Origin of the sequence: Tardiphaga sp. 866_E4_N1_4 (assembly GCF_052076075.1) — a bacterium.
GTDB lineage: Bacteria > Pseudomonadota > Alphaproteobacteria > Rhizobiales > Xanthobacteraceae > Tardiphaga > Tardiphaga robiniae.
Genome location: NZ_CP197242.1, coordinates 2,744,280 through 2,756,558, shown reverse-complemented (window position 1 = coordinate 2,756,558; position 12,279 = coordinate 2,744,280). Strand labels below are relative to the sequence as shown.

Sequence of the window (12,279 nt, the reverse complement as noted above, 5' to 3'; positions counted from 1 at the left end):
CCTATGACTGATGCCGTTATCGTATCGACTGCGCGTACGCCGATTGGAAAGGCCTATCGCGGCGCGCTGAACAACACCGATGGTGCCACGCTGCTGGGCGAAGCGATCAAGGCGGCAGTGATGCGCGCCCAGGTCGATCCGGGCGACATCGAGGACGTGGTCATGGGCGCCGCCATGCAGCAGGGCACGACGGGCGGCAACATCGCCCGCAAGGCGTTGCTCCGCGCGGGCCTTCCAGTGTCCGTGTCGGGTACGACAGTCGATCGCCTGTGCGCATCGGGACTGCAGGCCATCGCCATCGCCGCACGCTCGGTGATCCATGACGGCGTGCAGATTGCGGTCGGCGGTGGCGGCCAGTCGATCAGCCTGGTGCAGAACGAACATGCCAACACATATCGCGCCGTCGATTCCGTATTGATGGAGATGAAGCCGGACATCTATATGCCGATGCTCGACACCGCCGAGGTGGTCGCCAGTCGCTATGCGATCTCGCGAGACCGCCAGGACGAGTATTCCTTCGACAGCCAGATGCGCACTGCGTCGGCCCAGGCCAGCGGAAAATTCGACGACGAGATCGTGCCACTGTCGACCACGATGTCGGTGGCGAACAAGGAGACGAAGGAAACTAGCCTGAAAGACGTCGCGTTCTCGCAGGACGAGGGACCGCGTCCGGATACGACGCAGGACGGGCTCGCCAAGCTGAAGCCGGTGCGCGAGGGCGGCAGCATCACGGCCGGCAATGCCAGCCAGTTGTCAGACGGCGCAAGCGCCATGGTGATCATGAGCGACCAGGAAGCGGCGCGGCGTGGTCTGAAGCCGCTCGGCATTTTCCGCGGCTTCGTGTCGGCAGGCTGCGAGCCGGACGAAATGGGTATCGGCCCCGTCTACGCCGTCCCGCGCCTCCTCGCGCGTCACGGCCTTGGCATCGATGATATCGACCTGTGGGAGCTCAACGAAGCCTTTGCGGTTCAGGTGCTCTACTGCCGAGACAAGCTCGGCATTGACCCTGCGAAACTGAACGTCAATGGCGGAGCCATTTCCATGGGGCATCCCTATGGGATGAGCGGCGCGCGCCTGGCGGGTCATCTCCTGATCGAAGGCCGCCGCCGCAAAGCCAAATACGGCGTCGCCACCATGTGCGTGGGCGGCGGCATGGGAACCGCCGGCTTGTTCGAGATCGTCCACTGATCCGAGCCCCTGTTAAAGCATTGCGCAGCGATGTGGGGCCGACTGGGCCGGACAGTGCTGCGCGCAAAACTAATATAGTCCTGATCGGAGAATTAAATTGAGCGAACTCGTCAAGCTCGCGGTGGTCGATCGTTGCGCGGTGATTACCATCGACGCGCCGCCGGTGAATGCGTTGAGCGCGGCCGTTCGCCGCGGCATCCTCGATAACGTCAAAGCCGCAGATGCGGACGCTGCGGTCGATGCCATTGTGATCGCCTGTGCCGGACGCACATTCGTCGCCGGCGCGGACATCACCGAATTCGGCAAGCCGCCGCAGCCGCCGGCCCTCAATGAGGTGATCGCCGGCAACGAGAGCTGCAGCAAGCCCGTGATTGCTGCGATCCATGGCACCGCGCTCGGCGGCGGCCTTGAACTCGCGCTCGGTTGTCATTTTCGCGTCGCCGTCAGCAGTGCCAAGCTCGGCCTTCCCGAGGTCAAGCTCGGTCTGCTGCCCGGCGCCGGTGGCACCCAGCGCCTGCCGCGCGCGGTCGGCCCGGAATTTGCCGTCAAGATGATCGTGACCGGCGAACCAATCGGCGCGGTCGAGGCGCTTGAGCACGGCCTGATCGACGATATTGTCGAGGACCCAGTGGATGGCGCAGTTGCCTTCGCGAAGAGCGTCGTTGCCGAACGGCGCCCGTTGCGGCTGCTGCGCAATGACGATTCAAGGCTCGCGGCCGCCCGGGCGGATCGTTCGCTTTTCACGGCCGCCGCAGCGGCAGCAACAAAGAAGGGGCGCGGCATGAATGCGCCGCTGGCATGCGCCGAGGCCGTGAGCTGGACCCTCGATACGCCATTCGACGAGGCGTTGAAGCAGGAGCGCGAGAGCTTCCTGAAGCTGGTCGCCGACGATCAGTCCAAGGCGCAGCGCCATGCCTTCTTTGCCGAGCGTGAAGCAATCAAGATTCAGGGCGTGCCGGATGGCGTGAAGCCGCGCCCGGTCGAGCGCGTCGCCATCATCGGCGCCGGCACCATGGGTGGCGGCATCGCCATGTCCTTCGCCAATGCCGGCATTCCGGTGACCCTGATCGAGACCGGGGAAGCGCAACTGACCCGCGGCCTCGACATGATACAGAAGACCTGGGAGGCCACGGCTGCCCGCGGCGGCATCGCGGCGGATGAGCCGGCCAAGCGGATGGCGCTGATCGACGGCAAGGTCGGTCTCGAACACGTCAAGGACGCCGATCTCGTCATCGAAGCCGTGTTCGAAACCATGGCGATTAAGAAAGAAGTATTTACCGCCATAGATGCCCATGCTCGACCCGGCGCGGTGCTCGCCACAAATACCTCCTATCTCGATATCAACGAGATCGCGGCCGTCACGAAGCGCCCGCAGGACGTGCTGGGTATGCACTTCTTCTCGCCAGCCAATATTATGAAGCTCTGCGAGGTCGTGCGCGCCGAGAAGACCGCGACCGATGCCCTCTTGACGGCAACAACGCTGGCCAAGCGCATGCGGAAGACACCGGTTGTCGTCGGCGTCTGCCACGGCTTCGTCGGCAACCGCATGCTGGCCGTTCGAGGCCTGCAAGGCGAAGCTCTGCTCAAGAGCGGCGCGCTTCCCGAACAGGTCGATCGCGTGCTCACGCGCTTCGGGCTGCCCATGGGACCGTTCGCCATGGGCGATCTCGCGGGTCTCGATATAGGCTGGCGCTCGCGCCAGGACCGCGGCGTCCGCTGGGATATCGCCGACGCCATCTGCGAAGCCGGTCGCCTCGGTCAGAAGACCTCAAAGGGTTATTACAAATACGAGCCAGGCTCGCGTGCGCCTATCTCCGATCCGGAGGTGGAAAAAATCATTGATGAGACGTGCAGGCGCTTCGGCCTGACGAGACGCGCGATCGGTGACCAGGAAATCATCGAGCGCATGATCTATCCGATGATCAACGAGGGCGCGCGCATCCTCGAGGAGAATATCGCGGCCCGCCCTGGCGACATCGATGTGATCTGGCTCTACGGTTACGGCTGGCCGATCCATCGCGGCGGTCCGATGTTCTATGCTGATCTCGTCGGTCTCAAGACGATCGTCGAACGTCTCGAGTTCTATGCGGAGACCCTGAACGAGCCTGCGTTGAAGCCAACCGCTCTGCTCGCGCGTCTGGCGCGAGAGGGCGCATCCTTTACATCGCTCAATGTAGCAAATTCGCGCGGCTGACGGATTTCCGCCGAGGAATTAAGACGCCATCACGTGCTCAGGCTGCTCGCGCTGCAAGTCGCGCGAGCAGCCTCGCAGCAGAGAACAATGCGCCGAACAATAACTGACGACGATCTGAGCAAACTTTGGTCACTCGTAGGCAAGCACTAAGCTTGTGCACGAGCAAATTTCAAATTAGCCTTCTGTGAAATGTCAATTGGCAGTAACTCGGGGATTTAAGAACATGAATAAGCTTCTCGCTGTTTTTCTCCTGACGGTTTCCACCAGCGGCGCATTTTCAAGCGCCGTAGCCGCCGAAAAGATCAACGTCCTGCTGCCGCAGCGCAACGCGAACGAGGCGATCGCGCCGTTCATCGCAGCGAAATATCTCGGTTACCTCGAAAAGGAGGGGCTGGAGGTCGACTATATCCTGGCCGCAGGATCTAACGAGGTCGCGATCCAGGTCGCCACGGGCAACGCTCCGATCGGTTGGGCCAGTCCGGCGCAGGCCGTGATCGCCATGCAGGAGGGCGCAGCGGCTCCCTTGGACCTGCGCTACTTCTCTAGCGTCGAATATCGCAACATCTGGTCTCTTTCGGTTCCGGCCGATAGCGCGATCCAGTCCGTTGCAGAACTCAGAGGCAAGCGCATCGGCGTGACGGCGCTCGGCAGCGCGGGCATGAACTACGGCAAGGCTTATCTTCGCGCTGCGGGGCTGAACCCGGACCGCGATGTCACCTTCATTCCGATCGGCGCGGGCGGGCAGGCGATCGCGGCTATGAAGCAGAAAGTGGTCGATGCGATCGTGTTCTGGGAGACTGCGAACGTCACGTTCGAACTCGCCGGCTGGCCGGTCAGGCAGCTGAAAATCGAGGACAAGCTCGCCAAGCTTCCGGACGTCTCGCTTCTGGCGACCAACGACACGATCAAGAAGAAGCCGAAACTCCTCGCCGGATTCGGCCGCGCGTTGTCAAAGGGCCTCGATTTCTGCCTGGCCAACCGGGTGGCTTGCGTCCTGATGACGTGGAAGGTCTATCCGGAAACCAAGCCTGCCGAAGGCAGCGCGGAGCAAAAGATGGAACGCGGGTTGAAGATGGCGTCCTCTTGGGATTTTTGGATAGATCCCGAGGTCGGCGATAAGCGCGGCGTTTTCATCGAAACGCGGTGGAAGGATCTAAGCGATTTCTTGCTGCAGGGCGGCCAGATTGCAAAGCCAATTCCGACGTCGCGCATGTTCACCAGCGAGCTGGTCGATCAAATCAATGATTACGATCGGGCAGAAATCGCAAAGCAAGCCAAGGCTTTCGATCTGAAAACGCTGCGGTAGCGCGCAGCAAATCCGATATCGCCGCCGCGCGAGCGCGCACAACCTTCATCAAACGAACGAGATACATGCATGCTGATGTCTCCCGCAAGAGAGGCCGATAGGCTGGCGCATCCGGACCGGACGCTTATCAGGGTCGAGAATATCGAGAAAAAATTCGCCACCCATTCGGGCGAGGTCGTGACCGCACTTGAAAGGGTTAATCTCGACATCAAGGAGAACGAGTTCGTTTCGGTCGTGGGACCGAGCGGATGCGGAAAGACGACGCTGCTGCGCACACTGGCCGGATTGACCTCGGTGACGTCGGGGGCCGTGAATTTCGATGGCGAGATTCTGCGTGGCCCGCGGTCCGACGTCGGCATCGTCTTTCAGCAGGCGCTATTGCTGCCGTGGAATACCGTGCTCGATAACGTACTGCTGTCGCCACACCTGAAGAAGGACCGATCAGAGGCGACCAGACGGCGCGCTGAGCGCTGGCTGGCTTTTATGGGACTTGCAGATTTCGCCAAGAAGTATCCGTTCGAGCTATCGGGAGGTATGCAGCAGCGCGTTGCGATTTGCCGTGCGCTGATGCGGGAGCCTAAAGTTCTTTTGATGGACGAACCGTTCGGCGCGCTCGACGCCATGACGCGTGAATCGCTGAATGTCGAATTGATGCGTGTGTGTTCCGAAGAGAAGAAAACCGTCCTGTTCATCACCCACAGTATTCCGGAGGCCGTCCTACTCGGTGACCGCGTGGTTGTTATGTCGCCCCGACCTGGCCGCATCTCGGATGTCATCGACGTCGATATCGAGCGGCCACGCAGCCTCAAGACGATGGCCGACAATCGCTTCGGTGAGATTTGTGATCGAATAAGGACAATTTTCGGTTCGGACGCGCCGACGGGGGCATCACTATGAACAACAAGTATGCGGATCCGCTAATTGCCCGAATTCAGATGATTGCTTTTGCCATTGTCCTCCTCGCGGTTTGGGAGGCGATCTGCCGGTTTGGCCACGTCTCTCCATTGGTGGTCCCGGCCCCCAGCGGTGTAGTCGTGAGACTTTACGCGTTGCTGAGCGAGGGGACGATGTGGCCGCATTTGATGGTCACATTGACGGAGATTCTAGTCGGTTTCGGTGTTGGAATCGCGTCCGGGCTTGTCGTCGGGGCGTTGGTGTCCATGGTGCCAGTGATTGAGAAATTCGTCTATCCGTATCTGGTTGCAATGCAGACCGTTCCAAAGGTCGCGATTGCGCCGCTTCTCGTCATTTGGTTCGGCTATGGATTGACCTCGAAGGTCGTCATTACGGCCCTGATCTGCTTCTTCCCGATCCTGGTGAGCGTAATCTCCGGTTTCAATTCCACAGATCGCGATCAACTTGACATGATGAAGGCCTATGGCGCGACCAAACTGCAAACCCTGATTCGCCTTCGCATCCCTTCCGCGCTGGTCCTGATCTTCGCAGGCCTCGAGATTGCGTCCGTGCTGGCGGTGATCGGCACGATCGTCGGCGAATTCGTGGGCGCGCAGGCTGGCCTCGGCTACTTGATCATGAGTTACAATTTCAATCTCGATATCACGGGCGTGTTCGCGATCCTGATTGTCCTGTCTGCGATCGGCATGGTTCTGCACAGCATCACGCGCTTCGCCGGGCGTCGGTATATTTTTTGGATCCGGCGCGAGCAGCCGGCGGTGATGCCGCACTAGATCGCGTTCGAGCCGTCAAATCCTACAGATCGCAGATGCGCTCCCGTGACAAAGGGGGTGTCAAAGCATGGTTGCGGGCCGTCGCCCGCCGAATTCGGAGTCGTTGGTGTTATGGATCTGAGCTTTACGGCCGAGGAAATCGCATTTCGTGACGAAGTCCGCACGTTCTTCGATGAGAATGTCGGTTCGGCGGTGCGCGCCAAACTGATGGCGACCCGGCATGTCAGCAAGGACGAGCTGGTCACCTGGCAGCGCGTGCTGAACAGGAAAGGCTGGGGCGTACCGCACTGGCCTGTCGAATATGGCGGCACCGGTTGGAGCGCGGTGAAGAAGTATATTTTCCTGGAGGAATTGCAGAAGTACCCCGCACCGTCACCGCTGCCATTTGGTGTCAACATGGTCGGTCCCGTCATCTACACATTCGGCAACGACGATCAAAAGAAGCACTATCTGCCGCGCATTGCCAATATGGACGACTGGTGGTGCCAGGGCTTTTCCGAGCCAGGCGCGGGCTCGGACCTTGCGTCGTTGAAAACCACCGCGAAGAAGAACGGCGACACCTGGATCGTCAATGGGCAAAAAACCTGGACGACCCTCGGTCAATATGCCGACTGGATCTTCTGCCTCTGCCGCACCGATCCCGCTGCCAAGAAACAGGCGGGCATCTCCTTCATTCTGATCGACATGAAGTCGAAGGGCATCACCTGCCGCCCGATCCAGATGATCGACGGCGGCGCCGAGATCAATGAAGTCTTCTTCGATGATGTCGTCGTTCCGGCCGAGAATCTCGTCGGTGAAGAGAATAAGGGCTGGGACTATGCCAAATTCCTGCTTGGCCACGAACGGGTCAATATCGCTCGTGTCGGCGTTTCCAAGGCGCGCATCCGCGGGATCAAGGAACTGGCATCTCGGACCATCGCTGGTGGACGGCCACTGATCGAGGATCCGCAGTTCCGCCAGAAGCTTGCCGCCACAGAGATCGAGCTGAAGGCACTCGAACTGACGCAGATGCGCGTCGTCGCCGCTGAAGGCAAGCACGGCAAGGGCAAGCCGGATCCGGCTTCCTCGATCCTCAAGATCAAGGGTTCGGAAATCCAGCAGACTCTGACCGAATTGCTGCTCGAAGTCGCAGGTCCCTTCGCGGCGCGATACGCACCGGAAGGCGAGGGGCAGAACGAAGAGGACGACTGGGCCTCGCCGATCGCGCCGACCTATTTCAACTACCGCAAAGTGTCGATCTATGGCGGCTCCAACGAGATCCAGCGCAACATCATCGCGAAAGCGGTGCTGGGGCTGTGATCTGACCACACGACGCCATCCCGGGGCGTGCGCGCACTTGCGCGAGCGAACTTGGAATCCCGACGTGGCCTGGCATCTCAGAGACTCTTATCTCGAGATTCCAGGTTCGCGACCGGCAAGGGTCGGACGCGCCCCGGAATGACCCGATGCTGCATTTCAAGGAAATGGAAAATGGATTTTGATCTCTCCGAGGAGCAGCGCCTCCTCAAGGACAGTGTCGACGGCCTGTTGAAGTCGTCCTACGATTTCGAGGCCCGCAAGAAATACCGCGCCGAAAAGGGCGGCTGGAGCCGTGACGTCTGGGGCAAGTTCGCCGAACAGGGCCTGCTAGGCCTGCCGTTCAGCGAGGATGACGGCGGCTTCGGCGCCGGCCCGATCGAAGCCATGATCGTGATGGAAGCGCTCGGCCGCAATCTCGTCATCGAGCCCTATCTCGACACGGTGGTCATCGGTGGTGGCTTCCTCCGTCGGGCATCATCTGAGCAGCGCGCCGCGCATCTGCCGGGCGTAATCGACGGTTCGAAGACGCTGGCCTTTGCGCAGCTCGAGAAGAATTCGCGCTACGACCTCGGCGACGTCACCACTTCGGCCCAGAAGAACGGTGCGGGCTACACATTGTCCGGCGAGAAATTCGTCGTCGGCCATGGCGATACGGCTGACACGCTGATCGTTACCGCGCGCACCGCCGGTGGCCAGCGCGATGCCAAGGGCGTCGGCGTGTTCCTGGTGCCGGCCAATGCCAAAGGCGTAGATATCCGCGGCTACGAGACCCAGGACGGCAGCCGCGCCGCCGACATCAAGCTCAACAATGTCGAGGTCGGCGCTGACGCTGCGGTCGGCAATGCCGAAGACGGCCTATCTGTTGTCAACCATGTGGTAGATGATGCCCGCATCGCGCTCTGCGCTGAGGCGGTCGGTGCGATGGAAGAGGCGCTGAAGATTTCGGTCGAATACCTCAAGGAGCGCAAGCAGTTCGGCGTGGCAATTGGCTCGTTCCAGGCTCTGCAGCACCGCGCCGCCGATATGTTCACCGCGCTGGAGACTGCGCGCAGCATGTCCTATCTGGCCTCCATGGCATCCAGTTTCACCGATTTAGACGAACGCACGAAGACGGTTGCTGCCGCCAAGGTGCAGATCGGCCGCTCGGGGCGCTTTGTCGGCCAGGGCGGCGTGCACCTCCATGGCGGCGTCGGCGTAACTATGGAGTATAAGATCGGCCACTACTTCAAACGGCTCACGATGATCGAGAGTCAATTCGGAGATGCCGATTTCCATCTAGCGCGGGTCGCCGCGATGGACGGGCGGATTGACTAGCATAGGATGGTGGCTTTCTCAGGACAGCGGCCTGTGAGCGCTGACCTTTAGTGGGATGTTAGAGCTGTTCGCCAATCAACGACTAAACATCAAAGATCGGCGCTATGCTTTGAGCGTATGCTTTGGTCCCTCACCTGAACCGTAGCAGTCATTCCAACGACCAAACCGTCGACATCTTCTCTCTTGATACGAATTCGGACCGGAATGCGCTGTGCCAGCCTGACCCATGAGAAAGTCGGATTGACGCTGGCAAGCATGCTTGCTCCCGAACTCCGGTCCCGGTCCTCGATCCCTCCAGCGGTGCTTTCGACTTGCCCGTGCAAAATCGCTCCGCCCATCAGTCTTACATCGACGACATCGCCGACATGGATGCGTGGCAATTTTGTTTCCTCAAAATAACCTTCGACCCGCACGGTATCGGTGTCAATCAGGGCCATGATGCCGCGCCCTGCGGCAAGGTAGGCGCCGGGTCGCAAATCGAAATTGGTCACACGTCCATTAGCGGGCGCGCGAATTTCCGAGCGATCGAGATTGAGCCGTGCGATATCGAGGTCAGCGACCGATTGGCTATAGGCTGCCTTGGCCTGCAGGTCCGCCGCGCGGATCGTCTCGCGCTGCTGCTGCGACACGACGCCTTCGCTTAGCTTTTCGTATCGTGTGCGATCGCTGGCAGCCCTCTCGGCCGCGGCTTCGCGGTTAGCCAAGGCGGCCTCCGCCTGTCGGACCGCGAGGCGGAATCGTTTGGGATCCAGCCGCAGCATGATGTCGCCCTTGCGGACAAGTTGATTGTCTCGGATCAGCACCTCTTCAACGAGACCAGAAACATCGGGCGCAACGGCGATGATGTCGGCGCGAACGCGGCCGTCTCGGGTCCAAGGGGCTGTCTCGTAGTGCTCCCACATGCCTATACCGATCGGTGTTGCGACGCTCACTGCCAGTGTGGTGATCAGAATTCGCGGAAGAATTGAACCCATTGTCGTCATGACGGCAGCCTTCCCAGAATGGCGTAGGAGATATTGATCAGGATTACGAAGATGGCGAAGTCGAACAGCGCGGGGTGCCACGCAAATTTCCGGATATCGATGACGGCGAATTTGCGGCTCGTCGCGGATGCCATGAAGCAGATGGCAAGCGCACAAACACAGGCCAAAGCGAAAGTCGGCACATATACGCCTGCGACGGAGAATTCCTCGTTCATCGAATGGCCTCTTCGGATGAGAAAGCACGGGCATGTGGAAACAACGTGCGACGCAGGCCCACCAGAGCGAGCTGCCGTCGTGTGGGGATCTTGTGTTTGCCGATCTCGGCGCATAGCGCGCTGTCGATCGCTGTCAGAAGGGCTTGAGCGTCGTCGGGTTTTAGCTCCGCTTTGCCACGCGCATGCCAGCGGAATGCGCGCGACAGCAGTGGCAGAAGCTTCGAGACATCGCCGCCGGTCTGGGCATCCCCGCGGATTGTGCATTGCTTCAAAGCGAGCAGATCAAGGCCGATCTGCAGCGCGGCCAGCGAGCGGCGCCCTTCCACCGCGATGTCGGTGCCGGAGGCGGCCAGGCGGGGGATGACCAGGCCAAAGCGATCGAGCATGATGCCGACCCATTGCGCGCGGATCATCGGCCGGCGTGCTGCGGCCAGCCTCGCCAGATCGGACCAACCCTGGCGCAGCAGGCGGTGCGCCGCGCGTGATGCCGATAACGAACGCAGCCAGCGTATCGCCATGAATGCTGCCAGCAGCCCGACAAGCGCGGCTGCATTGCCGTTGATGAATACACTGAAGTCTGCGCTGAATTTGTTTTGTAGATCGAGCGCGCTGATCAGGCCGAGGCCGAGCGCCAGCGCCTTGATGAAATGGCGGGGATTGGCCTGCAGATAGCCGATGACGAGAAAAGTCGGCGCCAGCGAGAATACCAGCATCGGGAAACCGGTGATTGCCGGGAAAATCACGAACAGGTAGATGGCGGCGAGCGGCAGGCATGCCAGCGTCCATAGCGCGTAGGAGATCAGGGTCGGCGCGGGGTCGTCGAGGCTGCTGTAAAGTGCGGCGGCGATCGCGGCGATCTGCGCGGCAACACCGCCTTCCGGCCATGCCGTTGCGATCCAGACCGCGCAGCAGCCGAGCACCGCGACGACGAGAGCGGCGACCGACAAAGCGGCGAGGCCGGGATCGCGATGCAGGTGCCGGCGCGCATGTCGATGCGGGAATTTGGCTTTGCTCTTCCGTGCTGAGTCCTGGGAGGGGCCGTGCAGCGCTGCGCATAGGCCATGGGCGGAGGCCAGCGCGTCGATCAAGATAGCCAATCTCGCGACCGTCCCAGCTTCGAGAAGGCGATCCCATTCGCTGCGATCGTAGCCGCTGGCTGCTTCGAACCGCTCGCATCTGCCGATCAATTCGTCCGCATCCCCCGGGGATCGATCCGGATTCTGCGTCCAGCCGGCAAGGTCTGCCAGCAGGCCGTTGAGCTTCGCCGAGCGCCGCTCGCCCAAGGCGGTGAGACCGTCCTCAACTGCAAGCAGCATCGGCAGGACCAATGCGAGCTGGTCCTGCACAGCGCCGATAGTGCGCTGGTCCGGCTTCCTCGCGGCGGTGTCATAGCGCAGATGCGTCGACAACATGTCGAGTTGGGTGATGTCGGCGGCCAGCTTCCAGCGACCGGTATCCATGTTGGCGGAACGCGCTGACAGCACATCGGTCGTCCGAGCGAAGGCGTCGGCGACTGCGGCGCCCAGTGTTTTCAGAACAGGGCTTGAGATATCGCTCGGGAATAGCAGCGTATGCACCAGCGTTGCGCAACTGATGCCGAGCAGGATTTCCTCAACCCGCGACAGCGCGGTATCGAACACCATGGCCGGCGCGCTCACGCTGGAAAAAGCGACGGTAGTGGCGGTGTAGCCAGCCAGCAGGAAGACATAGCTGCGCGGGCTGCGGTCCTGCAGGGAGATATAGAGGCATAGCCCGGCCCAAGCGGTGACCGCGACCGACAACAGGACCGGCTGATCGACTAGGACCGGTACCAGCGCCAGAGCGGCGCAGGCGCCTAGCAATGTCCCGAGAAACCGATAGACGGCGCGAGACCGGACTGCCCCGGCGAATGGCTGCGCGGTTAGATAGACGGTAAGCATCGCCCAATAGGGCCGCTGCAATCCGAGACGAAAGGCGAGATAGATCGCGAGCATCGCCGCGATGAACGAATTCGCCGAGAACAGTGCCCATTTGGGGTCGAGTTGGCCGGGTGATGCGGCGGCAAAAATCCGAGACAGAAGTGATTGCGGCATGGTCCTGATCGTCCGTGAGG

At 61.0% G+C, this 12,279-nt stretch carries 10 protein-coding genes; 7 read left to right on the top strand and 3 right to left on the bottom strand.

The window, feature by feature from the left end; genetic code table 11:
• The first annotated feature begins 3 nt into the window (after positions 1-3).
• The 7 genes from AB8B20_RS13530 (at position 4) to pimD (ending at position 8,989) form a co-directional block, all read left to right on the top strand.
• Entirely contained in the window at positions 4-1,188 is a 1,185-nt protein-coding gene (locus AB8B20_RS13530; protein WP_089266137.1) for an acetyl-CoA C-acyltransferase, read from the top strand.
• Between the two features lie 97 nt (positions 1,189-1,285).
• Positions 1,286-3,382, top strand: a complete 2,097-nt coding sequence (locus AB8B20_RS13525) for a 3-hydroxyacyl-CoA dehydrogenase NAD-binding domain-containing protein (protein WP_439072871.1) — start codon at positions 1,286-1,288, stop codon at positions 3,380-3,382.
• Between the two features lie 223 nt (positions 3,383-3,605).
• The gene (locus AB8B20_RS13520) at positions 3,606-4,688 is read left to right on the top strand and encodes an ABC transporter substrate-binding protein (protein WP_089266139.1); all 1,083 of its coding nucleotides are present in this window, start codon (positions 3,606-3,608) and stop codon (positions 4,686-4,688) included.
• A 69-nt stretch (positions 4,689-4,757) separates the two neighbouring features.
• On the top strand, positions 4,758-5,585 hold the full coding sequence (locus tag AB8B20_RS13515; protein WP_439072870.1) for an ABC transporter ATP-binding protein: 828 nt from the start codon (positions 4,758-4,760) through the stop codon (positions 5,583-5,585).
• 194 nt (positions 5,586-5,779) lie between these two features.
• Positions 5,780-6,376 (top strand): ABC transporter permease, encoded by a 597-nt coding sequence (locus tag AB8B20_RS13510; protein ID WP_244558455.1) that lies wholly within the window; start codon positions 5,780-5,782, stop codon positions 6,374-6,376.
• 111 nt (positions 6,377-6,487) lie between these two features.
• Complete coding sequence (pimC, locus tag AB8B20_RS13505; RefSeq protein ID WP_089266142.1) at positions 6,488-7,675, top strand: pimeloyl-CoA dehydrogenase large subunit; 1,188 nt, start codon at positions 6,488-6,490, stop codon at positions 7,673-7,675.
• Between the two features lie 171 nt (positions 7,676-7,846).
• The gene (pimD, locus tag AB8B20_RS13500; RefSeq protein WP_089266143.1) at positions 7,847-8,989 is read left to right on the top strand and encodes a pimeloyl-CoA dehydrogenase small subunit; all 1,143 of its coding nucleotides are present in this window, start codon (positions 7,847-7,849) and stop codon (positions 8,987-8,989) included.
• An 89-nt stretch (positions 8,990-9,078) separates the two neighbouring features.
• Here pimD and AB8B20_RS13495 read toward each other — a convergent pair whose 3' ends face one another.
• The 3 genes from AB8B20_RS13495 to AB8B20_RS13485 are packed head-to-tail and all read right to left on the bottom strand — an operon-like array spanning position 9,079 to position 12,259.
• Complete coding sequence (locus AB8B20_RS13495; protein ID WP_089266144.1) at positions 9,079-9,972, bottom strand: efflux RND transporter periplasmic adaptor subunit; 894 nt, start codon at positions 9,970-9,972, stop codon at positions 9,079-9,081.
• The gene (locus tag AB8B20_RS13490) at positions 9,969-10,187 is read right to left on the bottom strand and encodes a DUF1656 domain-containing protein (protein WP_089266145.1); all 219 of its coding nucleotides are present in this window, start codon (positions 10,185-10,187) and stop codon (positions 9,969-9,971) included. The genes AB8B20_RS13495 and AB8B20_RS13490 overlap by 4 nt, the downstream gene beginning before the upstream one ends.
• Complete coding sequence (locus AB8B20_RS13485; protein WP_439072869.1) at positions 10,184-12,259, bottom strand: FUSC family protein; 2,076 nt, start codon at positions 12,257-12,259, stop codon at positions 10,184-10,186. Before AB8B20_RS13485 ends, AB8B20_RS13490 begins: the two co-directional genes overlap by 4 nt.
• Positions 12,260-12,279: the final 20 nt, after the last annotated feature.

Bases quoted from the DNA above. Each gene is read 5' to 3' on its own strand.
- AB8B20_RS13485 (WP_439072869.1), bottom strand. From the start codon at position 12,259: ATGCCGCAATCACTTCTGTCTCGGATTTTTGCCGCCGCATCACCCGGC.
- AB8B20_RS13530 (WP_089266137.1), top strand. From the start codon at position 4: ATGACTGATGCCGTTATCGTATCGACTGCGCGTACGCCGATTGGAAAG.
- pimD (WP_089266143.1), top strand. From the start codon at position 7,847: ATGGATTTTGATCTCTCCGAGGAGCAGCGCCTCCTCAAGGACAGTGTC.
- AB8B20_RS13490 (WP_089266145.1), bottom strand. From the start codon at position 10,187: ATGAACGAGGAATTCTCCGTCGCAGGCGTATATGTGCCGACTTTCGCT.
- AB8B20_RS13515 (WP_439072870.1), top strand. From the start codon at position 4,758: ATGCTGATGTCTCCCGCAAGAGAGGCCGATAGGCTGGCGCATCCGGAC.
- AB8B20_RS13495 (WP_089266144.1), bottom strand. From the start codon at position 9,972: ATGACGACAATGGGTTCAATTCTTCCGCGAATTCTGATCACCACACTG.
- pimC (WP_089266142.1), top strand. From the start codon at position 6,488: ATGGATCTGAGCTTTACGGCCGAGGAAATCGCATTTCGTGACGAAGTC.
- AB8B20_RS13520 (WP_089266139.1), top strand. From the start codon at position 3,606: ATGAATAAGCTTCTCGCTGTTTTTCTCCTGACGGTTTCCACCAGCGGC.